Origin of the sequence: Cognatishimia activa (assembly GCF_026016445.1) — a bacterium.
In the GTDB taxonomy this organism is placed as follows: domain Bacteria; phylum Pseudomonadota; class Alphaproteobacteria; order Rhodobacterales; family Rhodobacteraceae; genus Cognatishimia; species Cognatishimia activa_B.
Genome location: NZ_CP096147.1, coordinates 2,610,667 through 2,628,688, shown reverse-complemented (window position 1 = coordinate 2,628,688; position 18,022 = coordinate 2,610,667). Strand labels below are relative to the sequence as shown.

Here is an 18,022-nt window from a genome sequence, read left to right as displayed (position 1 = left end):
GCTCCAAATAGATTAAAGTCAGAAGATCTAGAATTGATCAGCAGATCAATGGCAAAGATGCCAATACTTACAAACATTTCTGAAAAAAGAGCCCCCGACGACGCAACTGGGTGGGGGCAAGAAAAGAGTACGTCGCCGGGGTAGCGGTATTTTTCGCTATGTTGTCTTTATCAACCCCGCCTTGGGCGGATTCGGGGAAGGTCAAAGGCCTTTTGCAGATGAATCTTGGGCAAAATCGGGGCAGGGTTGATTTTATTCAAAATCAAGGCGAACCTGTTTTTATGAATATATCTCCTACGACGCCCTTTCCCGGAGATCGATCCACCCCAACACAGGTGGCCTTTCATCGTACCGAATTGAATATCATCCTTTCGCTATATGGTCGGATGGTGGCGGCAGGTGAATGGCGTGACTACGGCATCTCCCACTTAAAGGATGCTGCCGTGTTCTCGATTTTTCGTCGGACTGCGGAACATCCAATTTACCGGATTGAAAAGCGCCCCAAGCTGAGAAATCGGCAGGGGCTTTATTCGGTGATTGGGATGGATGGGCAAATTTTGAAGCGCGGGCACGATCTAAAGACGGTGCTGCGTGTTTTGGAACGTAAACTGATCCGCGCGGTCGACCTCGACTAGAGGCTTATGCGCGTATCACGCGCTTGCGTTTCGTGATGGGGCCATCACCTTGTTGCTCGATCCGGCGGATTGCGGTGTCGATGTTTTCGAAGGTGACAGCCATATGGTGGGCATTTGCGTGGATCAGCCGATCTTCGTCCACGATCATTGCGACGTGGCCTTTCCAGAACAGAAGATCGTTTCGTTCCAGGGAAACATCTGCGGGCAATTCGTAGCCCAGAGACTCTTCCTGCAGGTCACTGTCACCAGGGCACGGGGTGCCACAGGCCAGAAAAGCCGCTTGGATCAGGCCTGAGCAATCAATTCCAAATCGACTGTTTCCGCCCCAAAGGTAAGGCGTATCCAGAAAGGTTTTAGCCACTGACACGGGATCTGAAGCGAATTCTTCGATAGCAGCACAATGCACGAGTGGGACGTAGCCATCTGCGGTTTTTAGGAAACCGTTTTCAGTTTCCAATCCGTGCAACTGGCAGCCGTGACTGAGACGCATGCGGTCCCGGGATTTGAAATGGGCCTGCTCATAAACATGAGTCGCAGCCGCCGCGACGCGATGCGTTGCTGCTGGCGTTAAAGCCAGCGAACTTTTGGGAACGTAACCAACATATCCGTCTTTGTCGGAGCGAACGAAAGCCCAGCCCTCATGGGTTTCATAAACGCCAACCGTATCGCCAAATAGCAATTGCCTGTCGCGATGTCCTTCCGGTGCATTCATCAAATCCACAAGTGGCCAGTGAACAGCGTATGGTTCTGGCTCGACATAACTGACACCGGGCCAATCCGATTGCAGTGCAGGATCAGCGACGCGTTTATTCGCGGGTGTCAGTCTGCGGTCTTTCATAAATTCAGCACCTCCGGCAGAGCCTCTAGAATGGCGCGCGCACCCATACCGACGCCGCCTTTGGGGCGTGCAGGTTTGGCGCTTGGGTTCCAGCCATAAATGTCAAAATGGGTATAGCGCCCGGTGTCTACAAAGCGCCGGAGGAAAAGCGCCGCGGTGATGGACCCTGCGAAGCCACCGCTAGGGGCATTGTCCAGATCAGCGATGCCAGGCTCGATCATTTTTTCATAAGGGTCCCAGAAGGGCATGCGCCAAAGCGGGTCTGCGATTTTGGTTCCTGCACGGGAGAGAGCGTCAGCGACGCGGTCCTCCTCCGCATAGAAGGGGGACAGATCCGGGCCGACAGCAACGCGCGCGGCACCGGTGAGTGTTGCCATGGATATGATCTGATACGGATTATCTTCGGCTGCCAAAGCAAGGGCATCGGCGAGTACAAGGCGACCTTCTGCATCCGTGTTATTGATTTCGACCGTCAGACCCTTTCGAGAGGTCAGGATATCCCCCGGACGGAAGGCATTGCCACTGACGGAGTTTTCAACAGCAGGGATCAGGACACGCAACTGCAACGGCAGTTCCAAAGCCATGATCATATGGGCGAGCCCAAGAACAGTTGCCGCACCACCCATATCCTTTTTCATCAGCCCCATGGAGCTGCCGGGCTTCAGGTTTAGACCGCCTGTATCAAAACATACGCCTTTGCCTACCAGCGTCAGCTTTGGTCCTTTTGTACCCCAAGTCATATCCAACAAGCGCGGTGCACGCGTCGATGCGCGACCGACCGTATGTATCATGGGAAAGTTTTGCTTAAGGAGTTCATCTCCTTTGACGACCGAAATCCTGGCCTCAAAATTGCTCGCAAGCGCGCGCATCGCCTTTTCGAGTTCATCGGGGCCCATGTCGTTGGCTGGGATATTGATCAGATCGCGCGTCAGCGCTTCACCGGCAGCGATGGCTTCTAACCGGTCCGCATCTACTCCGTCAGGGCAAACCAACTGAGCTTTGGTGCCATGCGCGTCTTTGTAGCGACCAAATGCATAGCCTGACATCAACCAGCCAAGCGCTTCTGTTTCAAAGTCGAACCCTTCCGGGCTGCTAGTGATTTCGAAACTGCGTTCTGGCAGTTTTGTGGCAGCCGCTGCGAGCGCAAAGCGCCCCTTAACGCGATCTTCTTGGTGTCCAAAGCCGACCACTGCAGACCGAGGTTTCCCATCGCTGCCTGGTACCAGACTTACCGCGCCGATGGACGGCTTGAAGCCGGTTGTTTCAAGCCAGGTCTTTGTTTGGTCATCGCAAGAGGCTTTCCAGGCCTCAAAGTCTGTCGTCTCAACGATATGCAAAGGCAATGTTTTTTCGGCGACTTTGGCAAATTTAAGGGCCATGCAGCTCTTCTTTTAGTTGTGTTTCCTTTCTGCCAGCCTATCCACATTGCCAATTGCTGCAAGCGTTTTATCCAGACACATCCTGAATATCCCAGTAGTCAGAAAGGGAGCGGTCACCGACGCGTTGAAGGCGAAAGAACGTTGCCGCGATGGCCGCATCGTTACCACCAGATAATGCCTCCAATAGATTCTTGCTGGCTCTGGCTAAGGACGACATGCCTATTTGTTCGCCAATCGCGCTCATCGATTTCACGGTTTTTCCCAGAGCGTTCCAGTCTTGTTTGTAATAAGCTCTTTCACTCAGTGTCAGCCGTGTCGCAACCTCCTCCATCGCTTTGACAATAACGTTTTCTGCATCTTTCTCACCTAACAGACGTTCCAATTCTTCAATCCGGACGACGTCCAAATGGACAACCTCATCCGAGAATAGAACATGCACCCGTTCCATTCTTGCCACCCCAAAAATTTAAGCCCCCACAGCGCCATCAACGTAGGGGGATCTGCCTTTGCAATTGGTTGACGACCAAATGGAAAGTCATTCGAAACTTATGAAAAATGAATATGTCGTACACCACGTGATGTCTCGGCGTGCGTTCTGCATCCACCAGCGCGGTTTGATTGAGCCAATGCGTAAATTCGATGATAGAGGCGTGGATAGAGAGGCCAAATTGATGTTTTTCTTTATCGATTGTCATGCCACTCTGTGCGCAACTACTGAGGTGACCCATGCTTACAAATTTCGACCTCGTTGAACTGACAGAGCTGCGTCGCAGCCTGCATCGTCGGCCTGAAATTTCGGGAGAGGAAGTCGAGACAGCGAAATTCATCGTGGCAGAGCTTCAGAAGCTAAATCCCAGCAAAATCATTTCCGGGCTCGGAGGGCATGGGGTCGCTGCGATTTTTGACAGTGGCGTAGTGGGCCCAACAGTCCTGTTTCGTGCTGAGCTGGATGCCTTGCCGATTCACGAAATATCCGATGCGGCGTGGCGATCAGAAATTGATGGCAAAGGGCACCTCTGCGGGCATGATGGGCACATGACGATGCTATTAGCGCTGGGCCGCGTGATCTCGAGGTCTCCTCTCAAAAGAGGGCGCGTAGTCTTGATGTTCCAGCCCGCCGAAGAAGATGGCAGCGGTGCGCGTGCTGTGGTTTCTGATCCACGCTTTGCAGAAATCTCTCCTGACTGGGCTTTCGCCATCCACAATGAACCGGGGCGGCCATTGGGCTATGTGTCAACGCGATCAGGACTCATTAACTGTGCATCACAAGGGCTAAAGATTTCCCTGTCCGGTAAGACCGCCCATGCCGCTGAACCTGAAGCAGGAATATCTCCAGCAATGGCCGTTTCCGAGCTCATACCCGCGTTGACTGCACTGGGGCCGGGGGGTGATCTTGATGACGCTTTTCGGCTTGTCACCGTGACGCATGTCAACATCGGAGAGGCAACCTTTGGCATTGCACCCAGCGAAGCCACGATCTTTGCAACGCTTCGAACAGCTTATGACGACGCAATGGCTGGCGTCGTGGCCGAAGCCAGGTCGCTGGCGATCAATGCGGCGGATGCCCATGGCTTGAAAGTGGCATTTGAAGTGTTTGATGAGTTTGCCGCCTCGATCAATGATGCTGAAGCGACGGATATTGCAATAAGCGCGATGAACGCGATCGGAGTGGCCAATGGGGCGGACGGATTGCCAATGCGCGCTTCCGAAGATTTTGGTGTATTCGGTTGGAACGCCAAAGCTGCCATGCTGTGCCGAGGTCCTGGCGAGGACTATCCCGCATTGCATAATCCGGATTACGACTTTCCAGACGATTTGATCCCGATCGGGGCTGCAATCTTTGAGCGGATTGCGAGGGATTTGTTGGGATAAACAAAAAGCCCCGCCAATGTGGCGGGGCTATCAAAAACTCAATTGGCTAATGTTTAGCCCTTTTTCAGAACCTCACGGCCCAGCAGCTCTGCGATCTGAACCGCGTTCAGCGCAGCGCCTTTGCGCAGGTTGTCAGAGACACACCACAGGTTGATGCCGTTTTCGATCGTGCTGTCCTGACGGATGCGGCTGATGAAAGTTGCGAAGTCTCCAACACATTCTTTCGGGGTCACGTAGCCACCGTCTTCACGCTTGTCGATCACCATGATGCCAGGCGCCTCGCGCAGGATGTCGCGCGCTTCGTCTTCGTCGAGGAATTCTTCGAATTCGATATTCACCGCTTCAGAGTGACCTACGAATACAGGCACGCGCACACAGGTCGCTGTGACTTTGATGGATGGGTCGACGATCTTCTTGGTTTCCGCAACCATCTTCCACTCTTCTTTGGTGGAGCCATCTTCCATGAAGACGTCGATATGCGGGATCACGTTGAAGGCGATCTCTTTTGGATAAACCTTTGCAGGCACTTCCTGTGTTGGGTTGTAAACCGCTTTGGTCTGATCCCACAGCTCTTCCATCGCCTCTTTGCCAGAGCCAGAAACGGATTGGTAAGTGGACACAACAACGCGTTTGATTTTCGCGCGGTCGTGCAGAGGCTTCAGAGCGACTACCATCTGCGCAGTCGAGCAGTTTGGGTTCGCGATGATGTTCTTCTGGGAATAGCCATGGACGTCTTGTGGGTTGCACTCTGGAACGATCAGAGGCACCTCAGGGTCATAGCGATAAAGCGATGAGTTATCGATCACTACACAACCAGTAGCCGCCGCCTTTGGCGCGTACTTTTTGGTTGCTTCGGAACCCACGGCGAACAGGGCCATATCCCAACCGGTGAAGTCGAAGGTGTCCAGATCTTGGGTCGTCAGGGTCTTGTCACCGAAAGACACTTCGGTGCCCAGGGAACGACGGCTTGCCAGAACGGCAAGTTCGTCTACCGGGAACTGGCGCTCGGCCAGAATGTTCAGCATTTCGCGGCCCACGTTACCTGTGGCACCAACGACAACGATGCGATAGCCCATTGTTCATCTCCAAAATTTCGGACGAGACCTATTAGCCCTGTTTTCCACAGTGTGAAAGGTCAATGCCAATGCATTCCTGTGATTTGGGTCATTTAAAACGGCAATATGTGATGCAAAAGAGCTCATTTGTGCAGGCTAACGGATGGATTTCCGCGATAGTCGAAATTTCCACCCGCATCACTCAAACGCTCCGCAAAAACAGAAACGCCCATCGCTAAGCGACGGGCGTGATTCTCGGATATAATGGCGGGTTCTGTATAGAAGACTCAAAAGTTCGCAGTGACGTCTGGCAGGTCCAGGGCCTTTATCAAATCGCGCAGTTCCTGACGAGCTGCGACGTTTGAGATATTGAGTTGTTTGACGCCAATGTCTTTCAGATCCAGAAGTGTCAGTCCGCGCGGGAACAACTCGCGGAAGATCACGCGTTCATTGAAACCCGGTGCGGTGCGAAACCCGATGCGTTTGGCAAGGCGATCCAGCGCTTTACCCATCTTCTCTTTGTTGACCATTTGCTGTGCACCCAAACGGTTGCGCACAACAATCCAGTCGATGGGTTTCAAACCCGCTTGCGCACGCAATTGGCGCGCATTCCAGACCATTTCAGAATAAACTGAAGGACCGAGGATCTTTTCCCCGGTTGCATCGATATGGGCGAGCAGGTCGAAATCAACAAAGCTGTCGTTCAGCGGGGTGACCAAAGTATCGGCCAACGAATGTGCGACCTGGCTCAGGCGCGTGTGGCTGCCGGGACAATCGATCAGGATGAAATCTGTTTTTGGTTCAAGTTCGGCCACGGCGGCAGAGAGGCGCAGGTCGTAGATGTTTTCGCCTTCCTGAACGGTGGAAGGATCGATGTCCGGCAGAGGATGATAAAACGGGCTTGGCAGCTCCAAACCTTCTTTTTCGCAGAAGGCTTTACGGTTTTCGACATAGCGACCGAAAGTTCGTTGGCGCAGGTCGAGGTCGAGACCACCAACACGATGCCCCATTCGGGCCAAAGCTGTTGCCAAATGCATGGAGACGGTCGACTTGCCCGCTCCGCCTTTTTCGTTCCCCACGACAATAATATGTGCCATGTGATGATCCCCGCTCGCCTGAGACTTCGTTATCGGGTGCGATGCCCGAGCCTGTTCAGATACCACTATATGTTGTGGCGGGCTACAGTGGAAGCGCGAGCCTTGTGGTTATCCACAAGTTTTATTGAGTGATGCAGGGCTGCCCGATCAGACGCTGGCTTCCACCCATTGGCCGTTTTCGATCCCGTCGATGGTCCACGTGCCTACGCGATACCGGATGAGCCGCAAGGTGGGGTGCCCTACGGCCGCCGTCATGCGGCGAACTTGGCGATTACGCCCCTCGGTCAAAGTCAGTTTGATCCAGCTGTCTGGCACGTTTTTTCGGAATCGGATTGGAGGTGTGCGGTCCCATAAGATCGCCGGTTCCTCCATACGTTCGACCTTTGCCGGTCGGGTCATGCCGTCTTTGAGTTTTACGCCGGAGCGCAATGTTTCCAGCGCCTCATCAGAAGGAATACCCTCAACCTGCGCCCAATAGCACTTCGACATCTTGTTCTTCGGATTGGCTATTCGGTTCTGCAGTTTGCCATCATCGGTTAGCAAAAGTAGGCCTTCGCTATCTCGATCCAGACGGCCTGCAGCGTAGACCCCCGGAACGTCGATGAACTCAGACAGCGTGCGACGTGTGCTGCCTTCAGTGCCGCGATCGGTGAACTGCGATAGCACATCAAAAGGCTTGTTGAAGAGAATGACACGAGACATGCTGCGGGCTTTACACGGTTCAACTTGGCTTGGCTATTGCAGTGGGTTGAATTTCAGCCTCTAACTTGGCCCAAAGGAGCACACCATGAGAAAAGATGTGAAGTCAGCCACATGGGTCGCGCATGCAGGTGGGGCAAAGGACGAAAGTTCAGGAGGTGTTGTGCCGCCGATCCAACCTGCCACGACGTTCTATCGTGAGACGGATTATTCGCTGCATAATCCGGAAAACACTTATGTGCGTCCTCATAGCGAGAATGTACGATTGGCAGAGAATGTTATCCGGAAGCTGGAAGGCGCTGCAGACACCTTGCTGTTTCCGTCGGGCATGGCTGCGATTGCAGCGGCGTTTCGTTGGTTGCCCTCTGGCGCGCGCGTGGTGCTGCAGGACGGAATTTACTGGGGTACGATCAAGTGGATTCAGGAGTTCTGCGGTCGACGTGGGATCACGTTGAAGCTCGTTGATGCGAGTGACGCGGCAGCACTCGATGCAGCCTGTGAGGGCGGTGTCGATCTTGTGTTCGTTGAAACGCCCTCTAATCCTTGGCTGAAGGTCGTCGATATAGCCGCTGCAGCTGAATCCGCACATCGAAACGATGGCATCCTAATTGTAGACGCGACAGCTGCGACACCGATTTTGAGTCGCCCGCTCGGCCTGGGAGCAGACATTGTGATGCATTCAGCAACCAAAGCGATGAACGGTCATTCAGACGTTCTAGGTGGTGTGCTGTCCTGTCGTTCAGAAACCGAGATTTGGGAAGCGATCCGCACAGATCGGGCTGACTCCGGTGCCATGATGGGGCCTTTCGAAGCATGGCTCCTGCTGCGCGGTATGCGAACGCTTTCACTTCGCGTCGAGCGTATGAGTGCCAACGCACAGAAGCTAGCAGAGTACCTGAAGGATCATCCCGCTGTGGAGGGTGTTCTATATCCCGGACTTCCGTCTGACCCCGGTCATGCACTTGCTTCTCAACAGATGCAAGGCGGGTACGGCGGTCTGCTTTCGGTACTGATCAAAGGGGATATGCCGAAAGCGCTTGAAGTTGCCGGACGGTTAAAACTCTTTGTTAGAGCAACCTCGCTCGGAGGGGTCGAAAGCTTGGTAGAGCATCGCTACTCGATAGAGTCACATACCGGTTTGCCGCAGAACTTGCTGCGCATTTCGGTTGGTATTGAAGATATCTCGGATCTGATCGAGGACTTTGGACAAGCCCTCGGTCAGTGATCGTTCTTACCGGATCGGATCGACCTTGCGTATATAATTAGACACGCGCTCGCCAATCTCGGCGCTGCCTTTAAGCGACGGGTGGATCATGTCGATGCCATGGAAGGAGCGATCTCCATGCGGAACCAGATCTGCAATGGATACGAAGTGCACGCCTTTGGTGGTTTCGGCCATGTGTGCCAAGCGCGCTTCCAGCTCGTCACCTTCATCTCGGCAGTTTTCAATAGGACTGTCCATACCAGGGCTGCGCAGATAGCCAACCCAAAGAACTTGGGCTCCGGTGTTGCGCAGGCGGGTTACAAGATTCGGAATTTTGCCCGTTGTGCCGTCTGCCGTGATCAACTTTTCCATTTTGTTGTCGCAAGAATGACAACCACAGCCCAGCCAAAGGTCATTGCCGCCGCCATTTAAGACGACCCAATCCCATTCACCACCACGGAACTGTTGGGCAATATTCAGACCCATCGCGCCTGTGATGGGCAGGGCATAAGACATGCTGGCACCAACCATCGAATGATCGCGGATGGGTTCATTTAAAGAGCGGGCAACATAGTCAGATACAGCGCGCCCGGAAATCTTATGGGCGGCCATCATGGAATCCCCCATCGCAAGGATGCGAGGACCTTGGGTAACTTCAGGGGAGCCTGCAGAATCCACACAGCTCATCAACATCAACCCCGACAAAAGGGGTACAAGGAATTTTTTACTCATAATATTCGCGCTCGGGGTCAGCTTGGATAATAGATTGTGTTGTGGATATGCACGGGAAATGAGCCGAGATTACGGTAGCCGTGGGGCTGGTCAGCGGCGATTCTGAGGGATTTTCCTTTACCCAGAGGATGCCAGGAACCATCAAAATAGATGTCGACATCGCCATCGATTGCAAAAATATCCTCGACCACACCTGAACGATGCGCTGCAGATTCGTGTGTGAGACCTGCAGATAGCCCCACAACAAACGTCTCTGATCCAAGCTGCGGATCAAACGGAAACAATGTCTGGACCGTTATGCTCTCTTTGAACTGATGTTCGGTTGAGGGTGGTTCTGTGATCAGCGCAGAGAGCGGCAGTTTGAATCCCTTAGAGAGCTTCCAGAGTGTTGCAATCGTGGGGCTGCTTTCCCCACGTTCGATCTGACCAAGCATGGCTTTGCTGACCCCGGTCAGGGTTTCGGTCGCCGAAAGGCTCAGCCCTGCATCTGCACGAATGGCCTTCAAATTGATCTGAATTCTATCGTCGGTCATGAATATCTCTTGATTTGTGCGTTATAACGCACGAAGCTGAATTCGGCTATGCATTTCTAAGGTCGAGTCGCCATGTTTGGATTTAAGTTAACACATGTCACCTCAGGCATTCTGCCTGCGCTTGTGGGTTACACCGGTAGTATTGTGATAATCTTTGCAGCCATCGAAGCCTTGGGCGCAACACAAGCTCAGGCGAATAGCTGGCTCTGGGCGCTGGGCATTGGCATGGGCCTCAGCGGCGTCATTTTGGCGCTGCGCTATAAGATGCCCGTTCTGACCGCATGGTCCACTCCCGGTGCCGCGCTGATTGCTGTCTCAGGTGAGGGCGTTCCTATCGAACAGGCTGTGGCGGCGTTTTTGTTTTGCGCCATCTTGTTGATCGTAACAGGTCTCACTGGCGTATTTGAACGCCTGACCAAGCTCATTCCACCGGCTTTGGCGAGCGCCATGCTCGCTGGGATATTATTCCGTTTCGGGCTGGGAACATTTGAGGCTTTAGAGGAAGCGCCACTGCTGGTTCTGACAATGCTTGCGACTTGGCTCGCAGGGCGCTTGTGGTTTCCACAACTCACGATCGCCGTGGTGTTGTTGGTCGGCGCTGGGTTTTGCGCGGTGACGGGCATGTATAATCCAAACGTTGAAGTAACGCTCGCCCTGGCCAAGCCAGTCTTTGTTATACCAGAGCTGAACTGGTCTGTGATCATCGGACTCGGCCTTCCGCTGTATATCGTCACCATGTCCTCGCAAAACATGCCGGGTGTTGTTGTGCTCAAGTCCGCGGGATATGAGCCGCCCGTATCCGGCACACTGACGGTTACTGGGATTACATCACTACTGCTGGCCCCATTTGGGGGCTACGCATTTAACTTTGCGGCCATCACCGCAGCACTATGCGCGGGACCTGAAACAGATCCAGATCCAGGGCAAAGATACAAAGCCGTGCTGGTGAGTGGTTCTGTGAACATCCTTGCAGGTTTGTTTGGCGCGACCATCATAAGCCTGTTCCTGATTGCCCCAGAGGCGCTGGTCTTGGCCATCGCCGGAATAGCGCTGATCGGAACCATCACGTCCAGTCTGGCAGCGGCCATGACGGATGCTCAGGATCGAGATGCGGCCTTAGTCACCTTTATGATGGTTGTCAGTGGGATCAGTTTTTTCAACATCGGCGCTCCGGTTTGGGGGCTACTGCTAGGGCTTGTTGTGAAAGCAGTCTTGGATCGGCGTAAGAAATAGCCTCTCAGGGTTGATCAAACTGTCATAGTTTGCAACGTCGACAGCGGAGCATTAATTTGCTCCAGATTGGTGAAGCAAGAAAGGACCTTTCGTATCAATAAGTTTGACCCAAAGATGCTATCGATAGCTCATCAGGAAGTGGTGAATAATACCCGTCGTTGGCTTGATGAAATGGTCGTAGGACTAAATCTATGCCCGTTTTCCTCTAGCGTCATTGCCCGAGACCAAGTGTACTACGCGGTCTGTGATGCAACGACCGATGCAGAACTAAAGCTATTCTATTTGAATGAATTACAGCGCCTGCTTGGGGCCAATGAAAACGATGTTGCCACGAGCTTGCTCATGTTCACCCAAGGCCTAGAAGATTTCGGTGATTACCTCGACTTGCTTGATTGGTTTCAGCAGCTTTTGGAGCAAGCCGAACTGACAGACCATGTGCAATTAGCGTCCTTTCATCCTCAATATCAATTTGAGGGTGTGGCTTCAGACGATCTTAGCCACTTTACCAATCGCTCGCCCTATCCAACCATACATCTTCTACGCCAAGATCAGATGACCAAAGTCCTCGCTCACGTTTCGGACCCAGGGAGGATTTATCTCGATAACATCAAAAAATTGAATGAACTTGGTCGCCCACGGGTCGAAGCACTCTGTCCTTGGGGTAAATGACTACTGGTTGAGCGAAGTTTTGATAGCGGCGGTCATCCGAGATTTGGCGCTGATGGCGGCTAAAGCTGAATGAGCAGCTCGGCATAAAGTCCAACGAAAAACGCCGCCCTAAAAAGAGCGGCGTTTCTTGAAAATTGAGAGCAGTGCTTAGAAGCCCAGACCTTCGTATTTCGCTTTGAACTTGGAAACACGGCCGCCCGCGTCCATCAGACGGGAAGAGCCGCCATTCCACGCAGGGTGCGCAGATGGGTCGATGTCCAGCGCCATTGTGTCGCCCTCTTTGCCCCAAGTGGAACGCATCTTGATGATGGTGCCGTCGGTCATTTTGACGTCGATGAAGTGGTAGTCTGGGTGCGTATCTTTTTTCATGATGCCACTCCTTACGCTTGCTTAGGCTTGTAGTTGGTGACTTCTGCGATACGTGCGGACTTACCACGACGGCTGCGCAGGTAGTATAGTTTGGAACGACGCACGCGACCACGGCGAACCACGGTGATGCTGTCGATATTGGTGGAGTACAGTGGGAACACACGTTCCACGCCTTCACCGAAGGAAATCTTGCGAACAGTGAAAGAACCGGCAATGCCTTCGCCGTTTTTACGGGAAATGCAAACGCCTTCGTAGTTCTGAACACGAGAGCGGGAGCCCTCGGTCACTTTGTAACCAACGCGGATGGTGTCACCCGCTTTGAAGTCTGGGATGTCTTTTCCCAGAGAGGCGATTTGTTCCGCCTCTAGCTGTGCGATCAGGTCCATGTGACCATCTCCTATGTTGCCCGTGGTTTGGCCCACGAAGTTAGGTGCCGTCCAAGAACTCTGTGTCTTCACCGGGTCCGCACATGCGCCCGCCAGAGGGTGTCCGTCGTTGCTTATTCTCGCTGCCTCGTTTGGCTGGCCCTTCGAAGAAAAAGAGATCTGCCAATACAAAACAGGTCCGAACGACTCAGAAGAGTCCCGGACAGGCGCGGTGTAGGGCAAAGTTGGGGCTTTGGCAAGTGCGCTATCACCATAAAATATTGACCGATTGGCGTCTCTGGGCTTGAAAGGTTAGGTTGCCTAACTTAAGTGTCTCCCATGACCCAGACTGCTGAACAGATACACATGCTACATCGGCTTGCCCATCGGGAATGGAATGCGGCGGCGCGTAGTTTGGAATTAAGCTTCAACGAGTTTGAGTATCTTTCAGCCGTCAATGAAGAAGAACGCCTCCAACGTTATGAGGACAAACACGGTCAGCATTTGCAAGATATTGTTGACGCACTTGGGGTCACCAAAGCCTCTGCCAGCACAATGATTGCGAAACTTGAAGGGCGCGAGTTGGTGGAGCGGTTCCAATGCAAAATGGATGCGCGGGCACAGCATATTGTCCTGACCGAAAAGGGACGCGCTTTGTTGAAAATGGGCTTTGGGGTCTATGAACGCGTGGCCGAGGCAATCGCCGCCAAACAAACCTAGAAACTGAAGGGCTGCTTTCTGCAGAATTTCACTCGTCAATAAAGTAAGTTAGACAAACTAAATAAGGAAATCACTATGGAAATTCTGAATCTTCCGAACCTGCTACTTGGTATCTCAATTCACATGCTGATTTGGGAGCACCTCCCACACTGGGGAAGCTGGTTCAACGCCATACTGGAACGGCTGCCAAAGCCACTGCAAACGCTCTACGAACATTGGCGCTGCCCATATTGTGCAGGGTTTTGGATTGGTCTTGCGCTGCATGGCGTAACTGGAGCCTGGTTCGTTCCAGCCTTTGCGGACCTGCCTGAATATTTGGGTTCTCTTACAACCCTTTTGGGATGGTTCTTTGATGGCCTGGTCTTTGCGGCCTTAAACAAGCTTGGCGTTCTGGTTCTTGCAGCAATCTCTTTCCCGGCGATCCGTGGGCACGAGATGAAAGCGCAATTCATGGCCAAAATGAAAGCTGAAAAGGCCTAAGCCACTGACGGTCCGAAGTGTAAGGAAATGTCCGCTTGCATTTCGGGCCCAAACCCGCAGGTTGCAACTAAGGGGGTTAGACATGACTCTGGCTTAAAATTTGGAGGCAGCTTGGACTACGGCGTACTTTCTCAGTTGGATGTAACCACACTTCTCCTGTGCTTCGTGGTGGCGCTGGTTGCAGGTATTGTCAAAGGTGCTGTCGGTTTTGCAATGCCTTTGATCCTTGTATCCGGCATCAGCTCGTTAACGGATCCGAAGTTGGCCATTGCTGCGATGTTGATACCAACCGTAGTCAGCAATATCTTCCAGACGTTCAGGCAAGGGGTTAATCCTGCTTTAGCGGCGGCAAGGGAATATTGGCGTTATCTGGTTGTTGTTTGTATCTTTATCTTCCTTTCTGCGCAGCTTGTTCCATTTATCTCGAGTCAAGTCTTTTACCTGATCTTGGGCATCCCAGTTGTGTTCTTATCTCTGGTACAATTGGCCGGCATCCAATTGAGCGTAGCGCCAGAAAATCGAAAAAAGGCGGAATGGGTGCTAGGAGTAATTTCCGGTCTGTTGGGTGGCTTCGCGGGCACTTGGGGGCCAACCACGGTTATGTACTTGTTGGCAATCAATACCCCAAAGGCGAAGCAGATGATTGTTCAAGGCGTTGTATATGGGGCGGGTTCCGTCACATTGATTTCAGCACATCTGCAGTCAGGCGTAATGAACAAAGAGACTGCGCCGTTTTCGCTTTTGCTTTTGCCGATCGCGATGCTTGGAATGTGGTATGGTTTCCGCATTCAGGATCGTTTGGATCAGAAGCTATTTCGGCGATTGACGCTGGTTGTTCTGGTGATCGCCGGGCTGAATTTGCTGCGCAAAGGTTTAACCGGGTGAACACGCAAAAACGGGCCCCTTGTTGGAGCCCGTTTTATTGAGTGGTGTTCCTTAAGCCGACAGTTGCGAATATGCTGTCAGCAGGACTGCGATGATGACAAGCTCGACCACCAGGGGAGGGATGACAGCTTTGTCAAACCCATCTGTCACAAGGCTGACGACCCGGCCAAAAGCGACAACGCCAAGCACCAGGGCAACGGCTACGAAGCCAATCGTTTGACCTCCGAACAGGCCCAGCAGAAGCATTGTTACGCTGGCCAGAAACAGGCCACCAATGACGGAACGGATAGTGCTCAGACCGGCGGTGCCGATCGGTTCGATAGCAAAGTTCTTCACCATTCGCTTTGGCGCGAACATAGACATGGTGCCAAGACCGGTGAGCATCAGAGTGGCGAGGCCAACGAGGATCTGCAGAGTAAGTTCCATTGGAGTGTCTCCTTTTCAAAGCAGATATTTGAGGTTACGCGAATTGTTGAACGGCGCGGAATGCGTTGTCCTGGGCAGTGCGATCGGACAGGAAGCTGTCGATAGTGTCTTGATCGACAACAGGTCCGGTCGGGGATCCCTTGCGGCTCGCGTAGAAATGACCGCTTTCAAATTTCGGGTTCAGAATACCTTCGACATAGCGTTTCGCACCGGTTTCGACCGAATGCATCATGCCGAAGAGAGGCATGAGAGTGCCGCCGATGTGCTTGAAAATAAGCCGTTTGATAAAGGGCAGATTATCAAAACCGGCCGTACCAGCGGTGCCGCCTGGGCTCATGCTGACAAAGCGGATGTGAGGATGCTGGCGTGCCATGGCGCCCATCCAGAGGACCGCAACGAGTTTGACATAAGAGTAGTTGTCCATCGGGTTGCCCTCTGGTCCAAACTTCGCACCATTGGCAATCGAGACGAATTCATCTTCGTTTGATGACGCCAATTCCGGGCGCGCCATGCCCATTTTGGGAATTCCGCGCACAGCCTCGGAGCCAGCGTATAGTACGGTGGATGTTACGAGTTGAAGCGACAGCAGCTCTTCTACCAGCACGACATGCCCGTGGACGTTTGCAGCGTAGATATGGGTGACCCCGGCTTTGGTTAGCGCGTTTGGCGTCTGGCCGCCGGTACCGCCGGCGTTCAGAATGACCGCATCCACAGGGCTGGTCATCTGTGCAACGGCGTTGCGGACCGAGTCCGTGTCAGACACGTCCATGAGAATGATCTCAAAGATGTTGCGCCCGGTTTCCGCTTCCAGCGATGTTTTGGCCGCTTCGGCTTTTTTGGGGTTGCGGCACGCAAGATAGATCTTCTCGATGCCCTTGCGTCCGGCGAGTTGGCGGGCGGCCTCACGGCCCAGACCAGCATTTGCGCCGGTGATCATGACGGATTGAATGTTGTTCATGGGTTCAGGTCCATTTGATTAAGTGATGAACCGAACTTAGTGTGTTTGAATTTTGGTGGGTATCCGGGTAAAACTGAACATGGTGTTTCAAAAATGAACCGGAGTAGCGCCAATGACCGGCCCCGAAAGCCAAGTCTTCAATTGGGACGACCTGAAATTCTTTTTGGCCGTCGCGCGCGCCGGCACCATTCGGGGCGGCGCTGATCTGCTGCAGGCCAACCACACGACGGTCGCACGCCGCCTGAGCGTGATGGAGGATAACATCGGCAGCCGCCTGTTTGATCGCTCGACCACTGGTCTGGTGTTGACACAGCTTGGCGAAGACCTGATGCCCTATGCATTGCGCATCGAAGACGAGATGACTTCGGCGTCGCGTGTTATCGTCGGACGAGACGCGCAGCCCGCCGGTACAGTTTATGTGACGATGCCCCACGGGTTGGCGATGACTTCGATCATGGATGATTTGGCGGCCTTCTCAGAGAAATACCCTGACATCGAGTTGAATGTGCATTTCACAAACGACGTCGCAGACCTGGCAAGACGTGAGGCGGATGTCAGCTTACGTGTGGCCTATGAAGTGATGGACGACGTCGTCGGACGCAAGCTCGTACAGATGTCGCAAGCCGCCTATTGCACAAGAGAGTACGCGGAACGGGTCAATGACAACGGCGGCGAGGGGCTCAACCTGATTGGCTGGCACGAACCCGAAGAAGACAAGACGGCAAAATGGGTGAAAGAAAGCTTCTATCCCAAAGCACTTCTCAAGCATCGCGTGTCCGAACTCGTGCCGCTCATCACTTTGGCGGCTTCAGGACTAGGTATGGCCTATCTCGCCTGCAATCTTGGGGACCGTCATCCCAACCTGATCCGCGCGCCGTTCCAGAAACCACTGCCGTATCGCCATTTATGGCTGCTCTTGCACCGCGACCTCCGCAACACTGCCCGGGTCAGGCTGTTTGTGGATTTTACCGCCGCGCAGATCAAAGCTCGCCGCAACGAATTCTGGGTTGCGGGAACGGTGGATAAAGCGATTGGTTAGTCTCTGTCCAGCCACTTCTCCCACATATCCGGGCGGCGTTCTTTGGTGATCTCTTCCGCCATTTTCTGGCGCCATTCCGCGACTTTACCGTGGTTGCCCGATGTGAGCACCTCTGGGATCTCACGCCCCATCCATTCCGCTGGGCGAGTATATTGCGGGTGTTCTAGAAGGCCCTTGGAATGGCTTTCGTCTTCAATGCTGTCTGCATTACCAAGAACGGACGGCAGTAGGCGCACCGTGGCGTCAATCATGGCCTGTGCTGCAATTTCACCACCGGTCAGGACGAAATCACCCAATGAAACTTCTTGGATGTTGTAGTGATCCAGCACACGCTGATCGACTCCTTCAAAGCGGCCACAAAGCATGGTGACGCCATCGCATTGGCTCCAATGGCGCGCCATAGCTTGGGAGAACGGGACGCCACGTGGGCTGAGATAGACGAGGGGGTTGGTGCCGCGAACACCGCGCAATGTGTGGTCGATGGCTTTGCCTAGAACATCAGGGCGCAGCACCATACCGGCGCCGCCGCCTGCGGGCGTATCATCTACATTGCGATGCTTACCCTCACCGAAAGGGCGTAAATCCGTGGTTTCCAGCTGCCATTTCCCATCCTTCAGGGCCTTGCCTGTCAGGCTTTCTCCAAGAACACCCGGAAAGGCCTGTGGGAAAAGTGTGATGATCCGCGCTGTCCAAGCGTTTGCAAGCGTCGGGTTATGGGTCATCAGTTCACGCGGCTTCAAAGAAACCGAGATCGATTTGCGACCGTGTGACTTGTTCGGGCTGGACATATTGCGCTCCGCTCTATTGCACCGCAGCGTTTAGCGTCCTTTGCCC

At 53.4% G+C, this 18,022-nt stretch carries 22 protein-coding genes; 9 read left to right on the top strand and 13 right to left on the bottom strand.

The features are described 5' to 3' along the window. Positions 1–281: 281 nt before the first annotated feature. Positions 282–635: a DUF2794 domain-containing protein gene (locus tag M0D42_RS13115; protein ID WP_265019060.1), complete on the top strand. Its 354-nt coding sequence runs from the start codon at positions 282–284 to the stop codon at positions 633–635. 4 nt (positions 636–639) lie between these two features. Here the strand turns inward: M0D42_RS13115 and M0D42_RS13110 are convergent, their stop codons facing one another. The 3 genes from M0D42_RS13110 to M0D42_RS13100 form a co-directional block, all read right to left on the bottom strand. Beyond that, positions 640–1,473 (bottom strand): C40 family peptidase, encoded by an 834-nt coding sequence (locus tag M0D42_RS13110; RefSeq protein ID WP_265019059.1) that lies wholly within the window; start codon positions 1,471–1,473, stop codon positions 640–642. Next, positions 1,470–2,852: a leucyl aminopeptidase family protein gene (locus tag M0D42_RS13105; protein WP_265019058.1), complete on the bottom strand. Its 1,383-nt coding sequence runs from the start codon at positions 2,850–2,852 to the stop codon at positions 1,470–1,472. Before M0D42_RS13105 ends, M0D42_RS13110 begins: the two co-directional genes overlap by 4 nt. Positions 2,853–2,919: 67 nt before the next feature. Continuing rightward, positions 2,920–3,300, bottom strand: a complete 381-nt coding sequence (locus M0D42_RS13100; RefSeq protein WP_265019057.1) for a hypothetical protein — start codon at positions 3,298–3,300, stop codon at positions 2,920–2,922. Positions 3,301–3,578: 278 nt separating this feature from the next. Here M0D42_RS13100 and M0D42_RS13095 point away from each other — a divergent pair, with 278 nt between their 5' ends. After that, positions 3,579–4,724: an amidohydrolase gene (locus M0D42_RS13095; protein ID WP_265019056.1), complete on the top strand. Its 1,146-nt coding sequence runs from the start codon at positions 3,579–3,581 to the stop codon at positions 4,722–4,724. A 53-nt stretch (positions 4,725–4,777) separates the two neighbouring features. Here the strand turns inward: M0D42_RS13095 and M0D42_RS13090 are convergent, their stop codons facing one another. The 3 genes from M0D42_RS13090 to M0D42_RS13080 form a co-directional block, all read right to left on the bottom strand. Continuing rightward, the gene (locus M0D42_RS13090) at positions 4,778–5,800 is read right to left on the bottom strand and encodes an aspartate-semialdehyde dehydrogenase (protein WP_265019055.1); all 1,023 of its coding nucleotides are present in this window, start codon (positions 5,798–5,800) and stop codon (positions 4,778–4,780) included. A gap of 266 nt (positions 5,801–6,066) precedes the next feature. After that, positions 6,067–6,876, bottom strand: a complete 810-nt coding sequence (locus M0D42_RS13085; RefSeq protein WP_265019054.1) for a division plane positioning ATPase MipZ — start codon at positions 6,874–6,876, stop codon at positions 6,067–6,069. Positions 6,877–7,023: 147 nt separating this feature from the next. Next, positions 7,024–7,578 (bottom strand): pseudouridine synthase, encoded by a 555-nt coding sequence (locus tag M0D42_RS13080; protein WP_265019053.1) that lies wholly within the window; start codon positions 7,576–7,578, stop codon positions 7,024–7,026. Positions 7,579–7,663: 85 nt separating this feature from the next. Between M0D42_RS13080 and M0D42_RS13075 the strand changes: the two genes are divergently transcribed. Further along, positions 7,664–8,800: a trans-sulfuration enzyme family protein gene (locus M0D42_RS13075; protein WP_265019052.1), complete on the top strand. Its 1,137-nt coding sequence runs from the start codon at positions 7,664–7,666 to the stop codon at positions 8,798–8,800. A gap of 6 nt (positions 8,801–8,806) precedes the next feature. Here the strand turns inward: M0D42_RS13075 and M0D42_RS13070 are convergent, their stop codons facing one another. Together M0D42_RS13070 and M0D42_RS13065 are read right to left on the bottom strand one after the other, a co-directional pair. Further along, positions 8,807–9,511: an SGNH/GDSL hydrolase family protein gene (locus tag M0D42_RS13070; RefSeq protein WP_265019051.1), complete on the bottom strand. Its 705-nt coding sequence runs from the start codon at positions 9,509–9,511 to the stop codon at positions 8,807–8,809. Between the two features lie 17 nt (positions 9,512–9,528). Then, entirely contained in the window at positions 9,529–10,044 is a 516-nt protein-coding gene (locus M0D42_RS13065; RefSeq protein WP_265019050.1) for a helix-turn-helix domain-containing protein, read from the bottom strand. Between the two features lie 72 nt (positions 10,045–10,116). Between M0D42_RS13065 and M0D42_RS13060 the strand changes: the two genes are divergently transcribed. Both M0D42_RS13060 and M0D42_RS13055 read left to right on the top strand, forming a co-directional pair. Beyond that, positions 10,117–11,277, top strand: a complete 1,161-nt coding sequence (locus tag M0D42_RS13060) for a benzoate/H(+) symporter BenE family transporter (protein ID WP_265019049.1) — start codon at positions 10,117–10,119, stop codon at positions 11,275–11,277. Positions 11,278–11,391: 114 nt separating this feature from the next. Next, positions 11,392–11,946 (top strand): DUF1415 domain-containing protein, encoded by a 555-nt coding sequence (locus M0D42_RS13055; RefSeq protein WP_265019048.1) that lies wholly within the window; start codon positions 11,392–11,394, stop codon positions 11,944–11,946. 147 nt (positions 11,947–12,093) lie between these two features. Here M0D42_RS13055 and rpmE read toward each other — a convergent pair whose 3' ends face one another. Together rpmE and rplS are read right to left on the bottom strand one after the other, a co-directional pair. Continuing rightward, on the bottom strand, positions 12,094–12,315 hold the full coding sequence (gene rpmE / locus M0D42_RS13050; protein ID WP_265019047.1) for a 50S ribosomal protein L31: 222 nt from the start codon (positions 12,313–12,315) through the stop codon (positions 12,094–12,096). An 11-nt stretch (positions 12,316–12,326) separates the two neighbouring features. Beyond that, entirely contained in the window at positions 12,327–12,701 is a 375-nt protein-coding gene (gene rplS, locus M0D42_RS13045; protein ID WP_265019046.1) for a 50S ribosomal protein L19, read from the bottom strand. A gap of 318 nt (positions 12,702–13,019) precedes the next feature. On the opposite strand from rplS, the gene M0D42_RS13040 reads away from it, so the two are divergent. The 3 genes from M0D42_RS13040 to M0D42_RS13030 all read left to right on the top strand — a co-directional run bounded on the left by M0D42_RS13040 (position 13,020) and on the right by M0D42_RS13030 (position 14,765). Next, positions 13,020–13,400, top strand: coding sequence for a MarR family winged helix-turn-helix transcriptional regulator (locus M0D42_RS13040; protein ID WP_265019045.1), 381 nt, complete (start codon positions 13,020–13,022; stop codon positions 13,398–13,400). A gap of 75 nt (positions 13,401–13,475) precedes the next feature. Next, a complete protein-coding gene (locus M0D42_RS13035; protein WP_265019044.1) occupies positions 13,476–13,880 on the top strand; it encodes a hypothetical protein in 405 nt (134 codons plus the stop codon). A gap of 111 nt (positions 13,881–13,991) precedes the next feature. After that, entirely contained in the window at positions 13,992–14,765 is a 774-nt protein-coding gene (locus tag M0D42_RS13030) for a sulfite exporter TauE/SafE family protein (protein WP_265019043.1), read from the top strand. A 51-nt stretch (positions 14,766–14,816) separates the two neighbouring features. Here the strand turns inward: M0D42_RS13030 and M0D42_RS13025 are convergent, their stop codons facing one another. Then, entirely contained in the window at positions 14,817–15,191 is a 375-nt protein-coding gene (locus M0D42_RS13025; RefSeq protein WP_265019042.1) for a DUF4345 family protein, read from the bottom strand. Positions 15,192–15,225: 34 nt separating this feature from the next. Then, on the bottom strand, positions 15,226–16,149 hold the full coding sequence (locus M0D42_RS13020; protein WP_265019041.1) for an SDR family NAD(P)-dependent oxidoreductase: 924 nt from the start codon (positions 16,147–16,149) through the stop codon (positions 15,226–15,228). A 112-nt stretch (positions 16,150–16,261) separates the two neighbouring features. Between M0D42_RS13020 and M0D42_RS13015 the strand changes: the two genes are divergently transcribed. Then, a complete protein-coding gene (locus tag M0D42_RS13015; RefSeq protein WP_265019040.1) occupies positions 16,262–17,188 on the top strand; it encodes a LysR family transcriptional regulator in 927 nt (308 codons plus the stop codon). On the opposite strand, the gene trmD is transcribed toward M0D42_RS13015, so the two are convergent. Next, the gene (gene trmD, locus M0D42_RS13010) at positions 17,185–17,976 is read right to left on the bottom strand and encodes a tRNA (guanosine(37)-N1)-methyltransferase TrmD (RefSeq protein ID WP_265019039.1); all 792 of its coding nucleotides are present in this window, start codon (positions 17,974–17,976) and stop codon (positions 17,185–17,187) included. The two genes, M0D42_RS13015 and trmD, sit on opposite strands and share 4 nt — an antisense overlap. Positions 17,977–18,022: the final 46 nt, after the last annotated feature.